The sequence below is a fragment of the Rhizobium sp. Pop5 genome (assembly GCF_024721175.1).
Taxonomy (GTDB): domain Bacteria; phylum Pseudomonadota; class Alphaproteobacteria; order Rhizobiales; family Rhizobiaceae; genus Rhizobium.
In genome coordinates, this window is record NZ_CP099398.1 from 268189 (window position 1) to 294429 (window position 26241).

Below are 26241 nucleotides of genomic sequence, written 5' to 3' on the forward strand. Positions count from 1 at the left end.
ACCAAGGGCTCAGCGCTGCTGCGCCCGAGAGTGCCAGGCATGTTGGACGAATATCGAGACTTGGATGCCTATGTGCTCGCGGGGTCTGCTTGTATCCGGGCTTCTGCTGAGCTGCGGCTCGGCCCTGCAGTGGCGCGGATATCTTCGCGCCGGCTCTCGGATCGACCATTTTGATGGTGATCGTCAAGTGATCAACATTTTTGTCAGCAGGCTCGCCGACACGGTCTGGCACTGCCGGACCGTTGGTTGAAAGACACAGCTTGATATCGGGGACCTCTGTGGCTCCGCGTGCAAATGTCGCCTTTGTCTTCTTCCGGTCATAACAGGCATCGCTTGGTCCGGCGATAAAGAGCACGGAAAGCTGAGGGACTTCATTGGCGACCGCAACGACCTTTCGCAGCGCCTGGTCAGGCGTAGGCCGGCTTTCGTTGGCGCAGTATTTACTATTGCAGTAGTTGCACTGGATATTGCAAGCTGGTGCGGCTACGACGTGCATGCGCGCGAAATAGTAGTGCGCTTTTTCTAAATAGCAGGAAAGGTCCGTGATTTTCTCCCAGACAGCCGGCTCGACGTGGTGCGGCTTTGCGGACGAACCGCACAATGACGCGGCGCAAGCAGTGGACTTCGCTGTGGCCAGCAGTTGGTTCATAGTTGTCGTGCTGGTCAGGTTCTTGAGCGAAATCATTGGTGGGGGCATTAAAGGCTCCGTTGCTGCTTAACGTCCCGGTTCAAGAAGCAAGGGCCATGCCAATGAAAATTGCGTTAGTTTTCAATTGGTTAGAGTTTTTTGTCCGGTTCCCTCCATTTGCGACCCGACATAGGGTTGTCAGGCATTCGACAATAGACCTACGCCGGTAAAATGGCGGCTCGCCTCGAGTGCTTGAGTTGAGGAGGGCAGGTCGGGCCGCTCGACCACACCAGGCTTAGAACTTTCTTTCACCCCGATTTGATGCCCGCGGATGGCATAACCAGCCTAACGTGGGGTGACGCCGAGAGGCGAGCCGCCTGGCCCCAGATTTCTCCCTCGCGTCGATCAGCCGCTCCCGCTCGGTCAGACGAGCCCGATTGGGAGCCAGGCAGGATCGTTCGGATACAGGCTTTGGAGGAGACTTCGCCGAGACAGGCACCGGCAGCCCCGGCGGCCGCAAACGGGGATCCAGTCGACATTGGGCTCTTTCTGGCGAACTCGTCGATCGCATTGTCGCCGAATGGACCGTTAGCTACCTTCCACACAAGCGCAGAGAGGCCCTGGCTGTTCTTGCAGACAAAATCCAACGCACCAATGGTCCTTGATTGCGCGGGAGTTGCTGTCCTACGCACGCTGTTTGAGTTCACAGACGTTCCCTGGGAAGTGGCATTGCGAGGCCAAGTCAAGCGCCGACGGCGCGAATGTCCGTTCGCAGATGCATAGAACGCCATTTTCAACTCAAGACCAGACTTGCGACGGGCCATGGACCACGAAAATGGGTCGAATTGCATGATCGCGAAACGATCCGCGACTGTCCTATCGGTATTGCCGCGGGATAGACGGGCGGACGAGGCGGGGCTGCGCAGCTCCTTCTGGCCTGATGCGCAGGACGTTCACGGAGCGTACACGGGCTCCGCCGAGGGATTCATTGAGTTCACGCTTGGTGTCTTCAAGACCGAACCGCGCAACATCCACCAGATCACCAACGTTCTGATTGAGTTTATCAGCCCGGCTGAAGCACCTGTCGAGAGCTACTTCACTGCGCTCCAACGAGGGCCGGACTGCGGCCGGATCAAACGTTGCCAGGTTTCTCCTATGTGGTCGATATTGCGACCATTTTCTGAAAAGGGAAGGGGAGTGGAGAATTGCCGACCGCACAGTGGTCTATGATTGGCTCGAGGAGCAGACACAGCAGGCGGCGTCGCCAGAGTTTGAGCGGTTCGGTTTCAGGCAGCCGATCGGAACATCGCATTCTAACGACCCGGTCTATACGCTCGGAAGCGGCAAAGAGCATGAAAAGCCGAGGCGGAATAGCGGCGCGTTCAGCTGGTGCCGAACTCTTCTTTTCCGGGACGTGGTGCTAACTTGCTGTCATCTGGCTCCTTTAGCGTTAGATCGCATACGCCGGAGCAGGAGAAGCTAATCCATGAAGCAAGCAGACACCCGCCGTCATTACACGCGCTGCAGGCGGGATTGGCCGCGCTCTGGTCGATGCCTTTGCGACAAACGGCGACATTGTCGTTGCCGTGGATCTTCCTGGAAGCGGAACGGTGCGGTGCGGCGTTGCCGCGCGGCCCTGCGATCTTCAATGTGGCCTCGCTGGGCGGGTTGCTGGGCGCCCCAGACGCAACGGCTACGCTGCCTGGAAGGGGCCTGATCTTGATCACGAAAAGTTTGGCATGCGAGTTGGCGTCGCGTCGAGTGGGCCTGACGGCCATAAGAGCTCGGCTATGTGCGCACGCCGATGGTCGAGAACTGGAACGCGCCGACGAGACGGATCTCGCCGCTATTCGCCGACGCGTGCCGATGGGGCCCATGGGCGCGTCCCGATGATGTCGACCGGACCTTGCGGTTTCCGGTCAGCTCGCACGTCGATCATTCATCGACATCGTGTCGGACGGTCGCCTTGGGCTTGGCGACGGGTCCGGATACGAGCGATTCGAGTTCAAGCGCTTCGGTGTCGTTATTCATGAGGCGCCTGGGGAGTACCTGGGTGATCTTTTAGGGGCTCAACCAGAAGGTTTTCGAACCCGACGGCCATTATCAGAAGATACCCCCAACGGCGATATCGTTGCGGACCACCCAGAAGCCAGCCCCGCCAATCTGCATCGCGGCAGGATCGGAGTGCAGCATGAGGCGGGCCGTCGCAGAGAGTCGCAGCAATTATTGCAGTCTCTAATCTTCGCCTGCGTCCTCCCGTAATACAAGGGCGTATCAACTCAGCCGGCGGCGCAAAAAGTCCTCACGATGAGGCAAGCTTTTAGCCGCGGTTCAAATTGAGGTGTTCGAAGTACCAAGACGGGTCATCATCGGATGAATCTGTCTCGACACTGGCGTCACTCGAATGCTCCTCGACACCTGCTTCATCGTCGCTAAGATACTCCACGGTTTTAGAGAGATAACTCCAAGGTTTGTCGGCGCGCTGCCATCCACCCTTGCTATTCTTTGTCCACTTGTCGGGATGTTGCGTAGGGTCGAGCACCCAGCGATTTTCACCCACATTAACGAAACCCATCTGCTCTAGACGGGTTCCCATCTCCGGCGTAGCGGGACGTGACATGATCAACGGCTGTTCGCCGTCGAGTTGAAGTTGATGTTCGAGCAGAATATCGCCTGCGTTCTCGACAAGCGGATGAGTAACGCGAAGGTCTACAATCGACGTGATTCTTCTTCGACCGGGAAATAGTTCCCGCCACGGCTCGTTTTCGATGCTAAATCCATCCTCTGTTCTTAAAAGCCCAACGCTTCGTTCTCCCAGATCATAGCTGAAATATCGCGCGCTGGGCGTATCATTGTCGGTGCCGCCGTAGAGTCGAGCGATGGTAGCCGTACGCAGGGCTTTAGAGGACACGAAGGGCGAGTACTCTTGTGGATTGACGGAAATGTGCTTGATTTCATCACCGTAAAATTCCCTTACTTTTCTGGCAAATGTCGATCTGTCGAGCACCTTAATTGGAGGTTCGGAAGAGAGCGAGTATGGTCGCGTTGGCGACGAAGGCGAAAGAGCATGGGGATCTGGCGTTGATCGGGACGGCATGCCCGTAAGCGTTTGTGCCCCGGTCATATTCTCGATCCACCCCGCCATGGCCCGGGTGCGATCATCTTCCTCGGAAATGTTGTAGCGCAGCGATCGTTCTGAGTTATCCATGGCGGTCTCTCCTGAGAGTGAAAGGTGTGATGAAGCGCATTCTTTTCAGTCGCTTCACATGGGAACGGTGCGCTCACATGTCCGGCCTATAAAGCGGATACGTGACTGCTAGACTCGATGAAGCGGGCGGTGCGCGTTGCATGCGCCGCTCCTGATCCCTTTACCTCAGCCCAAGCCTCGAGGATCCGCGAAAGCGTGGCTCCCTTCGCCAGACCATCGTCGAATCGGCTGACAGTCCGTCGGAGGTGTCTGCGCCGCGGCAGGGCTAAGATTAGCTTGAATGTTAGAGGCGTCTCGGAAAATTTACCGCCCCGCGGGCCTGTTCTGTTTTCACCGTTGTTGGTCTCCAATTGCAGATTACGCATATGCTAGTGCAACCGGACTGGTCGCCATCATGCAAAATCGATATTCTAAAATGCTTTGGAAAAGCGGAGCCACGTGACCCCTTAGGTGGTGAAGGTGACCTGCCACTGCGAATTTCCTCCAGAATTGATTAGAGTCCGGCCCATCAAAGGACGGACGAATGAAGAAGCAGAGGTTTACCGAAGAGCAGATAATTGCGGTACTGAAGGAGCAGGAGGCAGGCGCGAAGGCGGCCGACCTCTGCCGTAAGCACGGGATTTCGGAAGCGACGTTTTACAACTGGAAAGCCAAATACGGTGGTATGGAAGTGTCCGAGGCCAAGCGGCTGAAGGCGCTTGAGGACGAGAACGCCAGGCTGAAAAAGCTGCTGGCCGAACAGATGCTGGATGCGGCCGCGCTCCGCGAGCTTCTTGCAAAAAAAAATGGTAGGGCCTGCCGCCAAGCGTGAAGCCGTCACGCATCTGAAGGCCGTGATGGGTCTTTCGGAGCGGCGGGCCTGCCAGATCATATCCGCCGACCGCAAGACGGTGCGTTATCGGTCCTGCCGACCGCCGGAGGTGGCGCTGCGGGCAAAGCTGCGTGACCTTGCAAACGAGCGTCGGCGTTTCGGCTATCGGCGACTGTTCGTCCTGCTTCGACGGGAAGGAGAGCCGTCCGGCGTCAATAGGATCGAGGTTCCAAATTTGATTTCCGGAGGACCGGCATCGATGTACCCAAGACGGAACCAGCCGCGCGATGACGATTCTCGCGAAGTAAGTGAGTGGATCGAAGGCGTGACCGGAGCTTTCGATACGGACGCCTGGATCCGGGAGTACAATTCACAGAGACGAGATGTGGAACAGGATCTGAGCGACTTGCGCCTCGGTTCGCACGACAGTGACGCCGGCGACCGTGTGCCGCGTCGCAGATCCGTGGGCGGTTCGATGCGAGTGACGCCGCAGTCGTTGGCGCCGGAGAACTCGTTGAGCGGCGCCCGCCACAGCATAGACGTCTCTCGGGCGGGCTCCAGCAGCTTGCGATTCGGCGGCTCGGGGAGCAAGACATCGAGCAATATGGCGGAGGCGGGCGAAGTCGCCGCGGCGCCGCAGGGCAAACGCCGCGGATTTACGTCGCGCATGGCGTCAGGGTTCAAGAAGGCGTTCGGATTGAGCAGCGGCAAGACGTCGTCGCGGAGTTCGGGGCAGCAAGACGTCGATGCCGCAACGGAGACTCACGTGGTCTCAACCAAGGCTCGCGTCGGCGCCAAGCGTGGTCGCCCCGCCGACCGGGACATGCATCCCGATGACGAGACCCGCATCAACCAGTTCGCGGAAGCAGTCCGAAACTACGAAATTCTACCCGACGGTAGCGTCGGCCGAGGGGACGGAAGGGTTCCCGAGGCTACCGTCGAGAACAATTTAGGGATTCTTAGGAGGTTCGCTCGTTGGCTCCGAGCAGAAAACAGAGATTCGATGGCTTCTCGGTTTTTAAACGATCCAGATTCGCTAGCCGGTGATATCGCGGATTACTGGGCAAACGGTGGGGACGATCGTAAGCGTCTTAACTCAGCACTGTCTCATTTCAGGAGGCTCTCGCCTGAGGGGCAAGAACTCCAAGCCGTTGGACCTGGGCCGCGCCTGATGGGGCGCCGAATTCATGTTCCCTATCCCGACGACGCCCTCATTATTGATGCCTTGGCCAACGAAGAGCGGAGTAAGCTCGGATCGGCCTCGACTTCCAAGAGGAATGTTGTCTTGAATATGGCCAGCAATCAACGAAAGTTTAGCGCTTGGCTCCAAAGGGAGGGCAGGGAGAGCATAGTCAGCCGACTCACCGGTACTGATCAGCAGCAACAGTCGTTGCAAAAAGATTACCAAGACTTCACCGAAGACATGGGAAAACACACTATCTCTTTCAAGCGGCTTCGGCAGTACCAGCAAGTCGTTGAGGCGAACGCAGCGTCGGGGTTGTCCCCTGAGCAGGCAAGTGGCCGGGAACCGGCCGGTCTGGACGGCCGTTCGGATCCACGTGCCGAGTTCAGATCAACTTCGCCGCTGCAGCAGGTTGATCCATCGATCGAAGGCCGCAGCGGATTGTCGCTCGACCATATCGAATGGCTGGGCGACCAGCATATCCAGACGGATTATGAGCTGCTAATGCAGGACTTGCAGCGAAACGATCCGGATCTCGCAGCCAGGACGCGGCTTATCGATCCCCTGATAGCCCATTATCATCTGCGCCTGGGCGATGAGAGCACCGCGCTGAGCGCTTTCCAGCGCATCGTTAATGATCAGAATGGAAGAGATACAGCCGACTTCCTGTTCCTTCCAGTGAGCGATGCCAGTGCTTCGGATCCTGATCACCGCGGCACCCATTGGTCGCTGCTACTCGTTGACCGTCGCAACCGCGAGGGGCCGGCTGCCTATCACTATGACTCCTTCCGGGGCCAGAACGACGAGTTTGCAGCAATGCTCGCACAAAGGTTGGGTACCCGTCTGGAGCCCGTCCGCATGACCCAACAGCGGAACGGCTATGATTGCGGAGTCTTCGTGGTTGACGGCACGCGGGCGCTCGTTAGACGTCTGGCGCGAAGAGACCGGCCAGCCGTGCTGCACCTCGACAACCTCGTCGCCGATCGGGAGCAACTCCAACGACGTCTGAGCACCGCGCCCAACAGTGCTCGAGCGGGGGCTGCGGCGGCTGAACCGGAGTCCTCCACACAGATCGCCGATCCCGCAGAGTTTTGGCATGGAGTGGGTCAACCCGGCCAGCTTCCCGATAGCTGGAATACAGCGACCTTCCGGCAGGATTTGCCGTCAGCCGCCTATTCACCGGTGCAAAGCGTCAATCCGCCAGACGCACCATGGGAGCAAAGCTTGGGGGCATCGATCTTCGGCACCCCACAGTACACGCTGCCTGTGGACGACTTGGGAGGATTTGTCCCTCCGAGCTGGCAACACGGCAATCAACCGGTACCAGATGACCTTCTGCCTGCAATGTACTTGTTTGACTTGCTGCCGAGCGCGGACAAACCCACCAACTTCAGTATCCATGGTGTGCCCTACACGGCCACTCTGGGGCCATCAGGCATGCAGAGCGACATTTACCTTTTCCTGCAATAGGGTGGAGATGGATCGAGCAATAGATGCCAGTCGTTCTTGAAAAGCACCAAACCGTTGAGAGAGAATCCGTTTTTACGCGGCCACGTGCAGCGCGCCAACCCAGATGAGACGATCCCCAGTGCCGGGGGCGACATCGAATGTGCACGTCGCCAGTCTTCCTTCAAAACGTGACGTTTGGCCAGCATCCCAAGAGGCGACGGCTGTCGCATCTGAGGTGTAGACAGATACGGATGCGGGAAGAGCCTCGGGTGCGAAGGATGCTGGCGCGGTCGCTGAAGTGCTTAGTGCCGTCTATGACGGCCTACCCTTTGCGGGTTCTACTATGGCTTCAGGCCAGGACGAAACCCGCCCATGGCGCCGGATGCATTTCATACAGCGATCATGAGCCAACGTGTGAGTTGGGTGCTCGATGCCGACCCCGTATCCTGCAACTATCAAACTATGCCTGCTGTCAAGCGAAGTGAAGATTTGACCCCGTAGGCGAAACGAAGAACTGACCCCTTCATTGATTTGCTGTTTCGTTTGTCTCAAGCGCTGTTCCGGCCTTCTGCAGAAGGCCGGAACGGCGCTTTTCGCGAAGCCTGTAGCTATCACCTCGGATGGTGATCACCGTCGAATGGTGCAGCAGGCGGTCCAATATCGCGGTGGCGACGACAGGGTCTCCAAAGACGCTCCCCCACTCTCCGACCGATCGATTGGAGGTAATCAGGATCGATCCCCTTTCATAGCGGCGAGAGACCAGTTGGAAGAACAGGTGGGCGGCGTTAGCTTCGAAGGGCAGATATCCCAGCTCGTCGATGATCAGCAGTTTCGGCCGCGATAGGATTGTCAACTGCTTGTCCAATGAGCCATCGTTATGGGCCTTGGCGAGCATCGCAACCAGAGTGGCCGCCGTGACGAATTGAACGTTGTAGTTCTGGCGGATTGCTTCTCGGCCAAGACTGACAGCAAGGTGCGTCTTACCGGTGCCCGGAGGTCCGAGGAATAGGACGGTGTCGCCGTGAGCAATCCAGCGGCAGGTTGACAGCTCCCTGATTTGTCCTCGATCCAGCGAGGGCTGTGCCTCGAAGTCGAAGCCATCGAGTTCGCGTACGAAGGGGAACTGCGCCAACTTGCTCGACATCGAGATGCGCCGTTCATCGCGCCGGGCAATCTCTCGTGAGACCAGGAACGCCAGAGCTTCGCGCAACGTCATCTTCGAGCGCCTCGTCCAGCAACGTGTCGAGTTGATCGCGGATCGCCGTCAGCTTTAGCCGATCGAGTGTCGCGATGAGTAAATCGTGATCGACGGTCGTCATCACCAGCCACCTCCAACAACGGCCTCGTATTCCGCAAGAGGTCGCAGCAAGGCGGCTGGTGCCAGCTCGACTGGAGCGGTGCGAACCAGTCCTTCGCTACCCGCGAAGCCAACAAAGTGATCCCGGTCGACGATCCGTTGTCGCCGTCCCTGGCAGAGAGGATGATCGGCCACAACCTGGCCAGCGTGACGGATAATTACACGGCCAGCCAATACAACGACTTGGACGCTCTCGCCGATGAGACGCCAGGGTACGGAATAGCTGTTTGTGTCGAGATCGATGGCGCAGTCCGCCTGCACTTTGCGCACGAGGTCGCGTAGTTGTCCAAACGGTACGCGGCCGGATAGCGGCCGAAGGGCTTCGGCCTCCGCAGCAAAGCGTTCAATTGGTGCTTCACCAGTCGTGCCGTGTTCTCGTCGGTCTGCGATCTCTCGTATCCATCGGTCAAGGTGCGCCTCGAACGAAGCCCAGTTCTCAAACCGGCGACCAGCGATAGCATTCTTCTTGACGTACCCGACCCCGCGCTCGTCCTTCCCCTTTGTTCGCGCCCGGTAGGGAGCGCAAGCGCGTGGCGCGAAGCCCCAGTAACGGGCAAACGCCCAGAGTCGCGCATTGAAGCGAACCTCCCGGCTAACCGCGTCGTGATGTTCGACAAGTGCCTTCGCATTATCCAGCAAAACCTCAACGGGAACGCCGCCAAACCGAAGAAACGCGCCTTCCATCCCCTCGAACCAATCTGTCTGCCCTTCTCTCAATGAGGCACGGATATGAATGCGTCTGGAATAGCTTAGCGTGGCGACAAAGACGTTTACCCGAAGCCGCTCGTCACCGATCCAGACACGCGTCTGCCCGAAGTCGATCTGCAACTGACGACCAGTCGGCGTTTCAAACCGCACTGTCGCACGCTTTTGCGCCTTGAGTTCCCGCCGCCATTCCCGGACTCGAAGCTCTACCGAACGCAAACCGATGATAATTCCATGCTCGCTCGCCAGCTCCTGCCGGATCACATCGGCATTGGCATCATGGCGAAAGAAGCGTTCACGAAGCCAATCATCAAGGCCATCAAAAGCACTCCTCCGAACCGGCTTCTTGAAGGGTACCGCTCCACCCTCACGAAGATATCGACGGACAGTGTTGCGAGCACATCCAAATTCCTTCGATAGACGCTTGGCACCCCAACCAAGCTCGTGCAGCCGCAACATTGCCACCACCTCATCTGCCTCAAGCATATCTTCGCCCTGCATCGTTCCCCACGATGCAGGATGCGCTGAAATCGCACTTGTCATCCATCTCTCCTCGTTGTCACACGAGGGGGCAGTTCTTCATTTCGTTAGGGGGTCAGTTTCTCATTTCGCCTGACACCTGCGGGCGGGTGCCGCGGTGGACCGACTTGTTCATCACGCAACGATCATTCGAAATGAACGTCGAAAGCTGTCGACGACGTTCCGCCATGGAGGCCAAACGCCAGCGCGGCAGGCCAGCCTCATTCGCGACAATCAAAGGCACCGCACAGTTTGTCGCGGAGCGGCAATCAGACCACGATGAAGCTCTTGCCAGCGACAATCAACATGATAACTTCATCCCGACCGCGACATAAGAATCTCATCCAGATTGTCGCGCGCGTCTCATCCTGATCGCCGCCCCATAGGTCGCATAACTATCAGGCGCGCAACGGGTTCTGTCAGCAGCTACACCGCAATGGTTCCGTTGCCTGAGGCGGCGAAATCAGAAAGGCCGGCGGAAAGATTGGTTGGAATCGGAAATTCTGACGGCACCCTTCGCGCTGCATGTTCCACACATCACCCGAAACTGCTGGCGAGCCTCTCAAGCCATGTGCCGGCCTGATGGTCGAGTGCAGACGATTGTCGGCAAGCCGTCGCCATATGGTGTTCGGCCATGCCTTGAGGGCATGATTGGATCTGGCTTTAGCATGCTGGGCGGCGGTCGGCAGGCATTAGGATCGAGGTTCCAAATTTGAATTTCCGGAGGACCGGCATCGATGTACCCAAGACGGAACCAGCCGCGCGATGACGATTCTCGCGAAGTAAGTGGGTGGATCGAAGGCGTGACCGGAGCTTTCGATACGGACGCCTGGATCGAGGACTACTATTCAGAGAGCCGAGACATGGAACAGGATCCGAGCGACTTACGCCTCGGTTCGCACGATAGTGACGCCGGCGACCGTGTGCCGCGTCGCAGATCCGTGGGCGGTTCGATGCGAGTGACGCCGCAGTCGCTGGCGCCGGAGAGGGGTTCGGGGCAGCAAGACGTTGATGCCGCAACGGAGACTCACGTGGTCTCAACCAAGGTTCGCGTCGGCGCCAAGCGTGGTCGCGCCGCCGACTGGGACATGCATCCCGATGACGAGTCCCGCATCAACCAGTTCGCGGAAGCAGTCCGAAACTACGAAATTCTACCCGACGGTAGCGTCGGCCGAGGGGACGGAAGGGTTCCCGAGGCTACCGTCGAGAACAATTTATGGGTTCTTAGGGGGTTCGCTCGTTGGCTCCGAGCAGAGAACAGAGATTCGATGGCTTCTCGGCTTTTAAACGATCCAGATTCACTAGCCGTTGATATCGCGGATTATTATTTGGCAAGCGGTGGGGATGGTCGGAACCGTCTTAAGTCAGCACTGTCTCATTTCAGGAGGCTCGCGCCTGAGGGGCAAGAACTCCAAGCCGTTGGACCTGGGCCGCGCCTGATGGGGCGCCAGATACATGATCCTTATCCCGACGACGCCCGCGTCATTGATAGCTTGGCCAAGGAAGAGCTGAGTAAGTTCGGACCGGTCTCGACTTCCCGGAATAATACCAGTCACCAACGAAAGTTTAGCGCTTGGCTCAAAAGGGAGGGCAGGGAGAGCATAGTCAGCCGGCTCACCGGCAGTGATGAGCAGCAACAGTCGTTGAAGGAGGATTTTAGGGCCTTTACCAAGGAGGAAGGAAAAAAAGTGGTCGTGAGTTTCGATCGGCTGCGGCAGTATCTAGGCGCCGAGTCGCAGTTGAAACAGCATCATCCTTATCCCGACGACGCCCGCATCATTGATGACCTAGCCAAGGAAGCGCTGAGCAAGCTCGGATCGAACTCGACTTCCAAGAGGAATGTTGTCTGGAATATGGCCAGCAATCAACGAAAGTTTAGCGCTTGGCTCCAAAGGGAGGGCAGGGAGAGCATAGTCAGCCGACTCACCGGTACTGATCAGCAGCAACAGTCGTTGCAAAAAGATTACCAAGACTTCACCGAAGACATGGGAAAACACACTATCTCTTTCAAGCGGCTTCGGCAGTACCAGCAAGTCGTTGAGGCGAACGCAGCGTCGGGGTTGTCCCCTGAGCAGGCAAGTGGCCGGGAACCGGCCGGTCTGGACGGCCGTTCGGATTCACGTGCCGAGTTCAGATCAACTTCGCCGCTGCAGCAGGTTGATCCACCGATCGAAAGCCGCAGCGGATTGTCGCTCGACCATACCGAATGGCTGGGCGACCAGCATATCCAGACGGATTATGAGCTGCTAATGCAGGACTTGCAGCGAAACGATCCGGATCTCGCCGCCAGGACGCGGCTTATCGATCCCCTGATAGCCCATTATCATCTGCGCCTGGGCGATGAGAGCACCGCGCTGAGCGCTTTCCAGCGCATCGTTAATGATCAGAATGGAAGAGATACAGCCGACTTCCTGTTCCTTCCAGTGAGCGATGCCAGTGCTTCGGATCCTGATCACCGCGGCACCCATTGGTCGCTGCTACTCGTTGACCGTCGCAACCGCGAGGGGCCGGCTGCCTATCACTATGACTCCTTCCGGGGCCAGAACAACGAGTTTGCAGCAATGCTCGCACAAAGGTTGGGTACCCGTCTGGAGCCCGTCCGCATGACCCAACAGCGCAACGACTATGATTGCGGAGTCTTCGTGGTTGACGGCACGCGGGCGCTCGTTAGACGACTGGCACGAAGAGGCCGGCCAGCCGTGCTGCACCTCGACAACCTCGTCGCCGATCGGGAGCAACTCCAACGACGTCTGAGCCCCGCGCCCAACAGTGCTCGAGCGGGGGCTGCGGCGGCTGAACCGGAGTCCTCCACACAGATCGCCGATCCCGCAGAGTTTTGGCATGGAGTGGCTCAACCCGGCCAGCTTCCCGATAGCTGGAATACAGCGACCTTCCGGCAGGATTTGCCGTCAGCCGCCTATTCACCGGTGCAAAGCGTCAATCCGCCAGACGCACCATGGGAGCAAAGCTTGGGGGCATCGATCTTCGGCACCCCACAGTACACGCTGCCTGTGGACGACTTGGGAGGATTTGTCCCTCCGAGCTGGCGACACGGCAATCAACCGGTACCAGATGACCTTCTGCCTGCAATGTACTTGTTTGACTTGCTGCCGAGCGCGGACAAACCCACCAACTTCAGTATCCATGGTGTGCCCTACACGGCCACTCTGGGGCCATCAGGCATGCAGAGCGACATTTACCTTTTCCTGCAATAGGGTGGAGATGGATCGAGCAATAGATGCCAGTCGTTCTTGAAAAGCACCAAACCGTTGAGAGAGAATCCGTTTTTACGCGGCCACGTGCAGCGCGCCAACCCAGATGAGACGATCCCCAGTGCCGGGGGCGACATCGAATGTGCACGTCGCCAGTCTTCCTTCAAAACGTGACGTTTGGCCAGCATCCCAAGAGGCGACGGCTGTCGCATCTGAGGTGTAGACAGATACGGATGCGGGAAGAGCCTCGGGTGCGAAGGATGCTGGCGCGGTCGCTGAAGTGCTTAGTGCCGTCTATGACGGCCTACCCTTTGCGGGTTCTACTATGGCTTCAGGCCAGGACGAAACCCGCCCATGGCGCCGGATGCATTTCATACAGCGATCATGAGCCAACGTGTGAGTTGGGTGCTCGATGCCGACCCGTATCCTGCAACTAATGCCTGCGGGCGGGTGCCGCGGTGGACCGACTTGTTCATCACGCAACGATCATTCGAAATGAACGTTGAAAGCTATCGACGACGTTCCACCCATGGGGGTCAAACGCCGGCGCGGCAGGCCAGCCTCATTCGCGACAATCAAAGGCACCGCCAGTTTGTCGCGCGCATTGCCTCGCCTGAACTGCTCCCTGAGAATGGGTTATTGCCTCATCTAAATTGCTCCCGCCGAATCAACCTCGGGAGCTGTGATGAGGAAGGTCAGCATGGCGACACGTGCGGAATTGGTGGCAGCGATCAGTTGTCGCTATGTGTTAGGCGGGCGGGCCGAGAAGGCGAGGATGTTAGACGAGTTCGTGGCGCTCACGGGCTTTCATCGCAAGCATGCGATGCGACTGCTGCGAGGAGAACGCAAACCGGCGAAGGGTGGTCCTCGGCCAGGGCGCCGGGTTTACGGCGACGACGTGCGGGCAGCGCTCGTCGTTGTTTGGGAGGCGTCGGATCGAATTTGCGGCAAGCGACTACACCCCCTGTTGCCAACACTAATCGAAGCGATGGAACGTCATGGACACGGCGATATGAATAGCGAGACGCGCCGGCGACTCTTGACGATGAGCCCAGCGACGATTGATCGGGTCCTCAAGGATGGTTCGCGAGCAAACGGTACTGATCACTGCGTTGGCCGAACTGCGCAAGTTGCTGCCGTTCCCGCTGCTGGGCTTCGACACCGATAACGACAGTGTGTTCATGAACGAGAGTGTTCATGAGTATTGCTTGCGCGATAATATCGAACTTACCCGTTGCCGCCCTTACCGAAAGAATGATCAGGCATTTGTCGAGCAGAAGAATGGCGCAATCGTGCGCAAGATCGTTGGATACCGACGCTTCGAGGGGCTGCGAGCCACTCGGGAGCTGGCCAAGCTTTATTCGTCAATGCGGTTGTTCGTGAATTTCTTTCAGCCATCATTCAAGCTGAAAGAAAAGCACCGTGACGGAGCCAAGGTGATCAAGCGCTATCATCGTCCTGCCACACTCTTCCAGCGGCTGCTTGACGACCCACGCACGCCGGAGGATACATGCCTTTGGCTCAAGGCGATGTACCTGACGCTCGAAGACTTTCTTTCTGGCTTACGGATTGCTTGGCGTGGTGGTGAAGTGAAACCGACTGCCAGCTCCAAGCCAGCGGCCAAGCGAGAGCGGCGGAGGCCCGATCCTCTACTCGCCGTCACTGCCGAACTCGAGGAATGGTTCGAGGCGGAGCCTTGGCGAACTTCGCGAGAGTTGCTTGAACGCTTGCAGGTCAAATGCCCCGGCGTGTATCCCGACGGCCTCATTCGGACCGTGCAGCGCCGAATGAAAATCTGGCGCAGTACACAGGCCATGCGCTGGTGTTCGGGCCATTCGCCGATGCCGCGCGGCAGACGGAAAGTATAGAGGTCGGGCAGTGAGATCATTACCGAACAATACAGGATCGTCATCCGCGCTCTTACCGCCAGGTTGGCCTTCGACAACCGACCCCACCGGAAAACATGATGACCGCCCGCGAAGCCGCCCGCTCGCTACAGCGCTATTGAGAGGCGCGCTCGCGAGCGGCTTCGCTACCTCCGTCACCTGCACCAGGTGCGGGGATACGATCGGAACAACCCGTGAGGCATTCGAAAACATCGAGTGAGCCAACGACATTATTCTCCGGGAACACTCTTGGGTGAGGCAATACGGCGTCTCATCCTGATCGCCGCCCCATAGGTCGCATAACTATCAGGCGTGCAACGGGTTCTGCAAGCAGCTACACCGCAATGGTTCCGTTGCCTGAGGCGGCGAAATCAGAAAGGCCGGCGGAAAGATTGGTTGGAATCGGAAATTCTGACGGCACCCTTCACGCTGCATGTCCAACACATCACTCGAACTGCTTAAATGAAGGCCAATTTTAGCGGGCTCCGCATGGCAAGCGGCAAGCTGGCGAGCCTCTGTGTCGGCCTGATGGTCGAGTGCAGACGATTGTCGGCAAGCCGTCGCCATATGGTGTTCGGCCATGCCTTGAGGGCATGATTGGATCTGGCTTTAGCATGCTGGGCGGCGGTCGGCAGGCATTAGGATCGAGGTTCCAAATTTGAATTTCCGGAGGACCGGCATCGATGTACCCAAGACGGAACCAGCCGCGCGATGACGATTCTCGCGAAGTAAGTGGGTGGATCGAAGGCGTGACCGGAGCTTTCGAGACGGACGCCTGGATCGACGACTACTATTCAGAGAGCCGAGACCTGGAACAGGATCCGAGCGACTTGCGCGGGCAGCAAGACGTCGATGCCGCAACGGAGACTCACGTGGCCTCAACCAAGGTTCGCGTCGGCGCCAAGCGTGGTCGCCCCGCCGACCGAGACATGCATCCTGATGACGAGACCCGCATCAACCAGTTCGCGGAAGCAGTCCGAAACTACGAAATTCTACCCGACGGTAGCGTCGGCCGAGGGGACGGAAGGGTTCCCGAGGCTACCGTCGAGAACAATTTAGGGATTCTTAGGAGGTTCGCTCGTTGGCTCCGAGCAGAAAACAGAGATCTGATGGCTTCTCGGCTTTTAAACGATCCAGATTCGCTAGCCGGTGATATCGCGGATTACTGGGCAAACGGTGGGGACGATCGTAAGCGTCTTAACTCAGCACTGTCTCATTTCAGGAGGCTCTCGCCTGAGGGGCAAGAACTCCAAGCCGTTGGACCTGGGCCGCGCCTGATGGGCCGCCGAATTCATGATCCTTATCCCGACGACGCCCTCATTATTGAGGCCTTGGCCAACGAAGAGCGGAGTAAGCTCCGACCGGTCTCGACTTCCCGGAAAAATGCCAGTAACCAACGAAAATTTAGCGCTTGGCTCAAAAGGGAGGGCAGGGAGAGCATAGTCAGCCGACTCACGGGTACTGATGAGCAGCAACGGTCGTTGCAGGAGGATTTTAGGAAATTTACCGAGGCCGAGGGAAAAGTGGTCGTGAGTTTAGATCGGCTGCGGCAGTATCTAGGCGCCGAGTCCCAGTTGAAACAGCATCATCCTTATCCCGACGACGCCCGCATCATTGATGACCTAGCCAACGAAGAGCTGAGCAAGCTCGGATCGGACTCGACTTCCAAGAGGAATGTTGTCCGGATTACGGCCATAAATCAACGGAGGTTTAGTAATTGGCTCCAAAAGAATGGTAGGGGGAGCATAGCCAGTCGCCTGACTGGCAGTGATCAGCAGCAAGGGTCGTTGAAGGACGATTTTAGGGGCTTTACCAAGGCTGAAGGAAGAATAAACGTGGGTTTTGATCGGCTGCGGCAGTATCTAGGCGCCGAGTCCCAGTTGAAGCAGCATGATCCTTATCCCGACGACGCCCTCATTATTGAGGCCTTGGCCAACGAAGAGCAGAGTAAGCTCGGACCGGTCTCGACTTCCCGGAAAAATGCCAGTAACCAACGAAAATTTAGCGATTGGCTCAAAAGGGAGGGCAGGGAGAGCATGGTCAGCCGACTCACCGGTACTGATGAGCAGCAACGGTCGTTGCAGGAGGATTTTAGGGCCTTTACCAAGGAGGAAGGAAAAAAAGTGGTCGTGAGTTTCAATCGGCTGCGGCAGTATCTAGGCGCCGAGTCGCAGTTGAAACAGCATGATCCTTATCCCGATGACGCCCGCATCATTGATGACCTAGCCAAGGAAGCGCTGAGCAAGCTCGGATCGAACTCGACTTCGCAGAGGAAAGTAGTCTTGAATCTGGCCAGCAATCAACGGAGGTTTAGTGATTGGCTCCGAAAGAAGGGTCGGGGGAGCATAGGCAGTCGCTTGACTGGCAGTGATCAGCAGCAACAGTCGTTAAAGGACGATTACAGTAACTTTACCAACGCTGAAGGAAAAAGAATAAGCGTGAGTTTCGATCGGCTGCGGCAGTATCTAGGCGCTGAGTCGCAGTTGAAACAGCATAATCCTTATCCCGACGACGCCCTCATGATTGATAGCTTCGCCAACGAAGAGCTGAGTAAGCTCGGACCGGACTCGACTTCGCAGAGGAGAGTCGTCTGGAGACTGGCCAGCACTCAACGAAAGTTTAGTGATTGGCTGCAAACCAGGGGTAGGGAGAGCATAGCGAGCCGGCTCAACGGCAGTGATCAGCAGCAATGGTCGTTGAAAAAAGATTACCAAGACTTCACCGAAGACATGGGAAAACACACTATCTCTTTCAAGCGGCTTCGGCAGTACCAGCAAGTCGTTGAGGCGAACGCAGCGTCGGGGTTGTCCCCTGAGCCGGCAAGTGGCCGCGAACCGGCCGGTCTGGACGGCCGTTCGGATTCACGTGCCGAGTTCAGATCAACTTCGCCGCTGCAGCAGGTTGATCCACCGATCGAAAGCCGCAGCGGATTGTCGCTCGACCATACCGAATGGCTGGGCGACCAGCATATCCAGACGGATTATGAGCTGCTAATGCAGGACTTGCAGCGAAACGATCCGGATCTCGCCGCCAGGACGCGGCTTATCGATCCCCTGATAGCCCATTATCATCTGCGCCTGGGCGATGAGAGCACCGCGCTGAGCGCTTTCCAGCGCATCGTTAATGATCAGAATGGAAGAGATACAGCCGACTTCCTGTTCCTTCCAGTGAGCGATGCCAGTGCTTCGGATCCTGATCACCGCGGCACCCATTGGTCGCTGCTACTCGTTGACCGTCGCAACCGCGAGGGGCCGGCTGCCTATCACTATGACTCCTTCCGGGGCCAGAACAACGAGTTTGCAGCAATGCTCGCACAAAGGTTGGGTACCCGTCTGGAGCCCGTCCGCATGACCCAACAGCGCAACGACTATGATTGCGGAGTCTTCGTGGTTGACGGCACGCGGGCGCTCGTTAGACGACTGGCACGAAGAGGCCGGCCAGCCGTGCTGCACCTCGACAACCTCGTCGCCGATCGGGAGCAACTCCAACGACGTCTGAGCCCCGCGCCCAACAGTGCTCGAGCGGGGGCTGCGGCGGCTGAACCGGAGTCCTCCACACAGATCGCCGATCCCGCAGAGTTTTGGCATGGAGTGGCTCAACCCGGCCAGCTTCCCGATAGCTGGAATACAGCGACCTTCCGGCAGGATTTGCCGTCAGCTGCCTATTCACCGGTGCAAAGCGTCAATCCGCCAGACGCACCATGGGAGCAAAGCTTGGGGGCATCGATCTTCGGCACCCCACAGTACACGCTGCCTGTGGACGACTTGGGAGGATTTGTCCCTCCGAGCTGGCGACACGGCAATCAACCGGTACCAGATGACCTTCTGCCTGCAATGTACTTGTTTGACTTGCTGCCGAGCGCGGACAAACCCACCAACTTCAGTATCCATGGTGTGCCCTACACGGCCACTCTGGGGCCATCAGGCATGGAGAACGACATTTACCTTTTCCTGCAATAGGGTGGAGATGGATTGAGCAATAGATGCCAGTCGTTCTTGAAAAGCACCAAACCGTTGAGAGAGAATCCGTTTTTACGCGGCCACGTGCAGCGCGCCAACCCAGATGAGACGATCCCCAGTGCCGGGGGCGACATCGAATGGCGGGCTCCGCATGGCAAGCGGCAAGCTGGCGAGCCTCTGTGTCGGCCTGATGGTCGAGTGCAGACGATTGTCGGCAAGCCGTCGCCATATGGTGTTCGGCCATGCCTTGAGGGCATGATTGGATCTGGCTTTAGCATGCTGGGCGGCGGTCGGCAGGCATTAGGATCGAGGTTCCAAATTTGAATTTCCGGAGGACCGGCATCGATGTACCCAAGACGGAACCAGCCGCGCGATGACGATTCTCGCGAAGTTAGTGGGTGGATCGAAGGCGTGACCGGAGCTTTCGATACGGACGCCTGGATTGAGGATTGCTATCCAGAGAGCCGAGAGATGGAACAGGATCCGACCGACTTGCGCCTCGGTTCGCACGATAGTGACGCCGGCGACCGTGTGCCGCGTCGCAGTTCCGTGGGCGGTTCGATGCGAGTGACGCCGCAGTCGCTGGCGCCGGAGAGGGGTTCGGGGCAGCAAGACGTCGATGCCGCAACGGAGACTCACGTGGTCTCAACCAAGGCTCGCGTCGGCGCCAAGCGTGGTCGCCCCGCCGACCGGGACATGCATCCCGATGACGAGACCCGCATCAACCAGTTCGCGGAAGCAGTCCGAAACTACGAAATTCTACCCGACGGTAGCGTCGGCCGAGGGGACGGAAGGGTTCCCGAGGCTACCGTCGAGAACAATTTAGGGATTCTTAGGAGGTTCGCTCGTTGGCTCCGAGCAGAAAACAGAGATTCGATGGCTTCTCGGTTTTTAAACGATCCAGATTCGCTAGCCGGTGATATCGCGGATTACTGGGCAAACGGTGGGGACGATCGTAAGCGTCTTAACTCAGCACTGTCTCATTTCAGGAGGCTCTCGCCTGAGGGGCAAGAACTCCAAGCCGTTGGACCTGGGCCGCGCCTGATGGGGCGCCGAATTCATGTTCCCTATCCCGACGACGCCCTCATTATTGATGCCTTGGCCAACGAAGAGCGGAGTAAGCTCGGATCGGCCTCGACTTCCAAGAGGAATGTTGTCTGGAATATGGCCAGCAATCAACGGAGGTTTAGCGATTGGCTCCAAAGGGAGGGCAGGGAGAGCATCGCCAGTCGCCTGACTGGCAGTGATCAGCAGCAACAGTCGTTAAAGGACGATTACAGTAACTTTACCAACGCTGAAGGAAAAAAAATAAGCGTGAGTTTCGATCGGCTGCGGCAGTATCTAGGCGCTGAGTCGCAGTTGAAACAGCATGATCCCCATCCCGACGACGCCCTCATTATTGATGCCTTGGCCAACGAAGAGCGGAGTAAGCTCCGACCGGCCGCGACTTCCCGGAAAAATGCCAGTAACCAACGAAAATTTAGCGCTTGGCTCAAAAGGGAGGGCAGGGAGAGCATAGTCAGCCGACTCACGGGTACTGATGAGCAGCAACGGTCGTTGCAGGAGGATTTTAGGGCCTTTACCAAGGAGGAAGGAAAAAAAGTGGTCGTGAGTTTAGATCGGCTGCGGCAGTATCTAGGCGCCGAGTCCCAGTTGAAACAGCATAATCCTTATCCCGACGACGCCCTCATGATTGATAGCTTCACCAAGGAAGAGCTGAGCAAGCTCGGATCGGACTCGATTTCCAAGCGGAAAAGCGTTTTGAATCTGGCCAGCAATAAACGGAGGTTTAGTGATTGGCTCCGAAAGAAGGGTCGGGGGAGCATAGCCAGTCGCCTGACTGGCAGTGATCAGCAGCAACGGTCGTTAAAGGACGATTTGAGGGCCTTTACCAAGGCTGAAGGAAAAAGAATAAACGTGAGTCTCGATCGGCTGCGGCAGTATCTAGGCGCTGAGTCGCAGTTGAAACAGCATAATCCTTATCCCGACGACGCCCTCATGATTGATAGCTTCGCCAACGAAGAGCTGAGCAAGCTCGGATCGGACTCGACTTCGCAGAGGATAGTCGTCTCGAAGCTGGTCAGCAATCAGCGAAAGTTTGGTGATTGGCTGCAAACCAGGGGTAGGGAGAGCATAGCGAGCCGGCTCAACGGCAGTGATCAGCAGCAATGGTCGTTGAAAAAAGATTACCAAGACTTCACCGAAGACATGGGAAAACACACTATCTCTTTCAAGCGGCTTCGGCAGTACCAGCAAGTCGTTGAGGCGAACGCAGCGTCGGGGTTGTCCCCTGAGCCGGCAAGTGGCCGCGAACCGGCCGGTCTGGACGGCCGTTCGGATTCACGTGCCGAGTTCAGATCAACTTCGCCGCTGCAGCAGGTTGATCCATCGATCGAAGGCCGCAGCGGATTGTCGCTCGACCATATCGAATGGCTGGGCGACCAGCATATCCAGACGGATTATGAGCTGCTAATGCAGGACTTGCAGCGAAACGATCCGGATCTCGCAGCCAGGACGCGGCTTATCGATCCCCTGATAGCCCATTATCATCTGCGCCTGGGCGATGAGAGCACCGCGCTGAGCGCTTTCCAGCGCATCGTTAATGATCAGAATGGAAGAGATACAGCCGACTTCCTGTTCCTTCCAGTGAGCGATGCCAGTGCTTCGGATCCTGATCACCGCGGCACCCATTGGTCGCTGCTACTCGTTGACCGTCGCAACCGCGAGGGGCCGGCTGCCTATCACTATGACTCCTTCCGGGGCCAGAACGACGAGTTTGCAGCAATGCTCGCACAAAGGTTGGGTACCCGTCTGGAGCCCGTCCGCATGACCCAACAGCGGAACGGCTATGATTGCGGAGTCTTCGTGGTTGACGGCACGCGGGCGCTCGTTAGACGTCTGGCGCGAAGAGACCGGCCAGCCGTGCTGCACCTCGACAACCTCGTCGCCGATCGGGAGCAACTCCAACGACGTCTGAGCACCGCGCCCAACAGTGCTCGAGCGGGGGCTGCGGCGGCTGAACCGGAGTCCTCCACACAGATCGCCGATCCCGCAGAGTTTTGGCATGGAGTGGGTCAACCCGGCCAGCTTCCCGATAGCTGGAATACAGCGACCTTCCGGCAGGATTTGCCGTCAGCCGCCTATTCACCGGTGCAAAGCGTCAATCCGCCAGACGCACCATGGGAGCAAAGCTTGGGGGCATCGATCTTCGGCACCCCACAGTACACGCTGCCTGTGGACGACTTGGGAGGAGCTGTCCCTCCGAGCTGGCAACACCGCAATCAACCGGCACAGGCTGGCCTTCGGCTTGCGATGTCCTGGCTTGAGTTGCTGCCGAGCGCGGACAAACCCCAGACCAGCATCACTATCCATGGTGTGCCCTACACGGCCACTCTGGGGCCATCAGGCATGGAGAACGACATTTACCTTTTCCTGCAATAGGGTGGAGATGGATCGAGCAATAGATGCCAGTGGTTCTTGAAAAAGCACCAAACCGTTGAGAGAGAATCCGTTTTTACGCGGCCACGTGCAGCGCGCCAACCCAGATGAGACGATCCCCAGTGCCGGGGCAACATCGAATGTGCACGTCGTCCGTCTTCCTTCAAAACGTGACGTTTGGCCAGCATCCCAAGAGGCGACGGCTGTCGCATCTGAAGTGTAGACAGATACGGATGCGGGAAGAGCCTCGGGTGCGAAGGATGCTGGCGCGGTCGCTGAAGTGCTTAGTGCCGTCGATGACGGCCTATCCTTTGCGGGTTCTACTATGGCTTCAGGCCCGGACGACCCCCCCATGGCGCCGGATGCATTTCATGCGGCGATCATGAGCCAACGTGTGAGTTGGGTACTCGATGCCGACCCCGTATCCTGCAACTAATGCCTGCGGGCGGGTGCGTAAGCGCCCGGTGAGGGCCGTCTTGCGAGGTTGAGACGAACATCGGAAGTCCTAGTGCAAACACTAGGAGTAGTCCTATGACGAAGCATCCGATTGAAGTGATCACGTCTGTCGAGCGCCGACGGCGCTGGTCTCGGGAAGACAAAGAGCGGCTTGTTGCGGCCTGCTTTGAGCCAGATTCGGTGCTTTCCGAGATTGCCCGTGCGGCCGGTATCCATGTCAGCCAGCTTTTCCGTTGGCGCAAGGAGCTTTGCCAAATCGAGGAGCCGAAGACGGAAACGGCGAGCACGTTGGTGCCGGTGATCCTGTCCGAGGCCGCGCCTCCAGCCACGCCCATTCCCTCGGGGCCGCCCGCCCCATCGCAGTCCCGCCGGAAGCGTAGCGATGTGACGATTGAGCTGGGTCGGGGCCGTCGTATTCGCGTGGACAGCGACATCGATACCGAGGCGCTGGGCCGCATTCTCGATGTCGTGCTGGAACGGAGATGATCCCGGTTCCGAGTGGTGTGAAGGTCTGGCTGGCGACAGGCCATACGGACATGCGCAAAGGCTTCCCCGGTCTATCGCTGATGGTGCAGGAGACGCTGAAGCGCGATCCGATGTGCGGACACCTGTTCGTGTTCCGCGGTCGCGGTGGTGGCCTGATCAAGGTCATCTGGCATGACGGCCAGGGAGCCTGCCTGTTTACGAAGAAGCTTGAACGCGGACGCTTCGTCTGGCCGTCGGCGGCAGATGGATCGGTGGTGATCACACCGGCGCAGCTCGGTTATCTGCTGGAAGGTATAGACTGGCGGATGCCGCAAAAAACCTGGCGACCGACGTCGGCAGGATGAGCAAAAGCACTGGAATGGCTGGGTCGAATATGATTCCATCCTACCATGAACGATGGTAAGCGACAAGCAGCCCCCGTCTGGCATTGATGGCGGCGATTCCGGTATTGCGGTGAGACGATTCACGAACTGTGAGCTTCTATGTCCGCGCCTAGCTCTGGAACTAGAAACTTCCATATGATCGAGGCCGTTCCGGAACGGCTTGAAGGTGCGCCGCGACAGTTTCGGCGGCGCTGGTCCGACGAATTCAAAGAACGGGCAGTGGCCGAGGCGATGGAGCCCGGCGCCAGTGTTTCGGCGATCGCACATCGCCTAGAGATACATCCCTCACAGCTATTTGGTTGGCGCCGTGATGCTCGTGACGGACGCCGATCTGCGCGGCAGGATCAGGCTACGGTATCGAGAACGACGTCAAGTGGTGCGCTTGCGGTGATCGACGTGATCATCGGCGACGTTGTGATCCGGGCTGGCGCTGGGATCGATGAAGCACACCTGCAACGGGTTATCCGAGCGGTGCGCTCGGCATGATCCCGTCGAACGTAAAGGTCTTTCTCGCGAGCCATCCAATAGACTTCCGCAAGGGGCCAGATAGCTTGCTATCGCTGGTTCGAGATGCCGGCAGCGATCCGTTCAGCGGATCTCTCTATGTCTTCCGGGCGAAGCGAGCGGACCGGATCAAGATTGTATGGTGGGATGGATCCGGGGTTTGCCTTTATGCCAAGCGGTTGGAAAAAGCGCAGTTCTGCTGGCCGCGCATTGGCCACAGCCGGGTCCAGCTCAACCATGCCCAGCTCTTGGCATTGGTCGATGGAATGGACTGGAAGCGGGTTCGCTTTACGCCCGTCAAACCGCCTGAGATTGTTGGGTAAAACCACTGCGGCGAAGTGAATCAGGGGCCTGAAACTACGGGCGGATCACGGCAAAATATGCTCTGATCAGATCCATGACGCGACCCGAGATCGAGCTCCCGGATGATGTTGAGGCCCTAAAGGCCATGGTCCTTGCCATGGCCGAAAAGGCAGCCCGTGTCGATGCTTTGGAAAAGCAGGTCGATGACCTGGAGGCCCGCAATGCTGACGCCGACGAGCGTATCGAGAGGCTGACGCAGATCCTCAAGGCCTTCGATCGGGCTCGCTTCGGACGGCGCTCGGAAAAGCTCGGCGCATCGGCTATCGACGATGAGCAGCAAGCCTTTGTCTTCGAGGAGATCGAGACCGGCATAGCCGCGATTAAAGCCCAGGTCACGAAAGGCAGCTCGAATACGGATGGCAAACGCGCACCGCGGCCACGCAAGGGCTTTGCACCGCATCTTGAGCGCGTCGAGGTGGTGATTGAGCCGGAAGAGTTACCGGAACACGCGGGCAAGCAAAGAATCCTGATCGGAGAAGACGTCTCCGAACGGCTAGATGTCGTGGCGGCGAAGTTCCGTGTCATCGTCACGCGCCGTCCCAAATACGCTTTTAAGAACGAAGACGGCGTCATCCAGGCTGCGGCCCCGCCACACATCATTGAAGGCGGCATTCCAACAGAAGCACTTCTGGCGCAGATCGCCGTTTCCAAATATGCCGATGGTCTACCCCTCTATCGCCAGGAAGCGATCTACGCGCGGGACAAGGTCGAACTCGACCGCAAGCTCATGGCTCAATGGATGGGCAAGCTGGGGTTCGAGCTCGATATTCTTGCTGATTACATCCTGAACGAGATCAAGAAGGCAGAGCGGATCTTTGCCGACGAAACGACCTTGCCGACGCTTGCACCTGGATCCGGATCGGCAAAGACGGCGTGGCTATGGGCCTACGCGAGGGACGATCGGACCTTTGGAGGCAGCGGTCCGCCGATGGTGGCCTATCGCTTCGAGGACAGCCGAGCGACCGAATGCGTTGCGCGGCACCTCAGCGGCTATCACGGGATCCTGCAGGTCGATGGATACGGTGCCTACAGCAAACTGGTCCGCAAGGATGGAGGCAACGACGGCGTTGTCCTGGCTGGCTGCTGGTCACATAGCCGCCGGAAGTTCTATGAATTGCATGTTGCCAAGAGCTCGAAGGTCGCCACAGAGACGGTCGAGCGCATGGCAAAGCTTTGGGAGATCGAGGAAACCGTTCGAGGCCAAAGCCCTGAAGCTCGTGTCGCGGCGCGACAGAAGAGTTCGGCGGTGATCGTCCGTGACCTCTTCACACTTTGGCAGGCGACCCTTCCGCGGGTCTCGGGAAAATCCAAACTCGCCGAGGCTCTCCGGTATGCCATCTCGCGTCGAGACATCTTCGAGCGCTTTCTGACGGATGGGCGCATCGAGATTGACTCCAACATTGTTGAGCGGGCAATCAGGCCTCAAGCCATCACCAGAAAAAATAGCCTCTTCGCTGGTAGCGACGGCGGCGGCAGGACATGGGCGACGATCGCGACCCTGTTGCAAACGGCAAAAATGAATACCGTCGATCCTCAGGCTTGGCTGACCCAAACGCTTGAGCGTCTCGCAAACGGATGGCCCAGCAGCGAGATAGATGCCCTCATGCCATGGAACTACACGGCCTGAACGGCCTCAGCTTGCCGCTTACGAACGATGCGGCCGAACAGCTTCCTGACGATCTTGCCAGTGCGCT

At 58.0% G+C, this 26241-nt stretch carries 12 protein-coding genes and 4 pseudogenes; 12 read left to right on the plus strand and 4 right to left on the minus strand.

Going from position 1 to position 26241, the window contains the following annotated elements:
* Positions 1 to 139 precede the first annotated feature (139 nt).
* Positions 140 to 697, minus strand: a pseudogene (locus NE852_RS01305) (radical SAM protein); the annotation flags it as partial.
* Between the two features lie 2251 nt (positions 698 to 2948).
* Complete coding sequence (locus tag NE852_RS01320; protein ID WP_008536079.1) at positions 2949 to 3836, minus strand: hypothetical protein; 888 nt, start codon at positions 3834 to 3836, stop codon at positions 2949 to 2951.
* A gap of 523 nt (positions 3837 to 4359) precedes the next feature.
* On the opposite strand from NE852_RS01320, the pseudogene NE852_RS01325 reads away from it, so the two are divergent.
* Positions 4360 to 4870, plus strand: a pseudogene (locus tag NE852_RS01325) (transposase); the annotation flags it as partial.
* A 252-nt stretch (positions 4871 to 5122) separates the two neighbouring features.
* Positions 5123 to 7300 (plus strand): Ulp1 family isopeptidase, encoded by a 2178-nt coding sequence (locus NE852_RS01330; protein WP_374991985.1) that lies wholly within the window; start codon positions 5123 to 5125, stop codon positions 7298 to 7300.
* Positions 7301 to 7802: 502 nt separating this feature from the next.
* On the opposite strand, the pseudogene istB reads toward NE852_RS01330, so the two are convergent.
* Positions 7803 to 8598 (minus strand): annotated as a pseudogene (istB, locus tag NE852_RS01335) (IS21-like element ISSme2 family helper ATPase IstB).
* Positions 8598 to 9884, minus strand: coding sequence for an IS21 family transposase (istA, locus tag NE852_RS01340; RefSeq protein ID WP_167862668.1), 1287 nt, complete (start codon positions 9882 to 9884; stop codon positions 8598 to 8600). Before istA ends, istB begins: the two are co-directional and overlap by 1 nt.
* Before the next feature lie 779 nt (positions 9885 to 10663).
* On the opposite strand from istA, the gene NE852_RS01350 reads away from it, so the two are divergent.
* From NE852_RS01350 to NE852_RS01395, 10 genes and pseudogenes are all read left to right on the plus strand, one after another.
* Complete coding sequence (locus tag NE852_RS01350) at positions 10664 to 13075, plus strand: Ulp1 family isopeptidase (RefSeq protein WP_374991982.1); 2412 nt, start codon at positions 10664 to 10666, stop codon at positions 13073 to 13075.
* 682 nt (positions 13076 to 13757) lie between these two features.
* Positions 13758 to 14940 (plus strand): annotated as a pseudogene (locus tag NE852_RS01355) (transposase).
* A 480-nt stretch (positions 14941 to 15420) separates the two neighbouring features.
* A complete protein-coding gene (locus tag NE852_RS01360) occupies positions 15421 to 15555 on the plus strand; it encodes a hypothetical protein (protein ID WP_258155573.1) in 135 nt (44 codons plus the stop codon).
* A gap of 86 nt (positions 15556 to 15641) precedes the next feature.
* A complete protein-coding gene (locus NE852_RS01365) occupies positions 15642 to 18917 on the plus strand; it encodes a C48 family peptidase (RefSeq protein WP_258155574.1) in 3276 nt (1091 codons plus the stop codon).
* A 411-nt stretch (positions 18918 to 19328) separates the two neighbouring features.
* A complete protein-coding gene (locus NE852_RS01370; RefSeq protein ID WP_258155575.1) occupies positions 19329 to 22358 on the plus strand; it encodes a Ulp1 family isopeptidase in 3030 nt (1009 codons plus the stop codon).
* A gap of 528 nt (positions 22359 to 22886) precedes the next feature.
* Positions 22887 to 23297 (plus strand): transposase, encoded by a 411-nt coding sequence (locus NE852_RS01375; protein ID WP_008536946.1) that lies wholly within the window; start codon positions 22887 to 22889, stop codon positions 23295 to 23297.
* Positions 23294 to 23641 carry an IS66 family insertion sequence element accessory protein TnpB gene (tnpB, locus tag NE852_RS01380; protein ID WP_008536947.1) on the plus strand — a complete coding sequence of 116 codons (348 nt, stop codon included), beginning with the start codon at positions 23294 to 23296 and terminating at the stop codon, positions 23639 to 23641. Before NE852_RS01375 ends, tnpB (NE852_RS01380) begins: the two co-directional genes overlap by 4 nt.
* Positions 23642 to 23815: 174 nt before the next feature.
* Positions 23816 to 24166: a transposase gene (locus tag NE852_RS01385; protein WP_225897245.1), complete on the plus strand. Its 351-nt coding sequence runs from the start codon at positions 23816 to 23818 to the stop codon at positions 24164 to 24166.
* Positions 24163 to 24507: an IS66 family insertion sequence element accessory protein TnpB gene (gene tnpB, locus NE852_RS01390; protein ID WP_008536637.1), complete on the plus strand. Its 345-nt coding sequence runs from the start codon at positions 24163 to 24165 to the stop codon at positions 24505 to 24507. The genes NE852_RS01385 and tnpB (NE852_RS01390) overlap by 4 nt, the downstream gene beginning before the upstream one ends.
* A gap of 74 nt (positions 24508 to 24581) precedes the next feature.
* Positions 24582 to 26174, plus strand: a complete 1593-nt coding sequence (locus NE852_RS01395) for an IS66 family transposase (protein WP_008536638.1) — start codon at positions 24582 to 24584, stop codon at positions 26172 to 26174.
* Positions 26175 to 26241 lie beyond the last annotated feature (67 nt).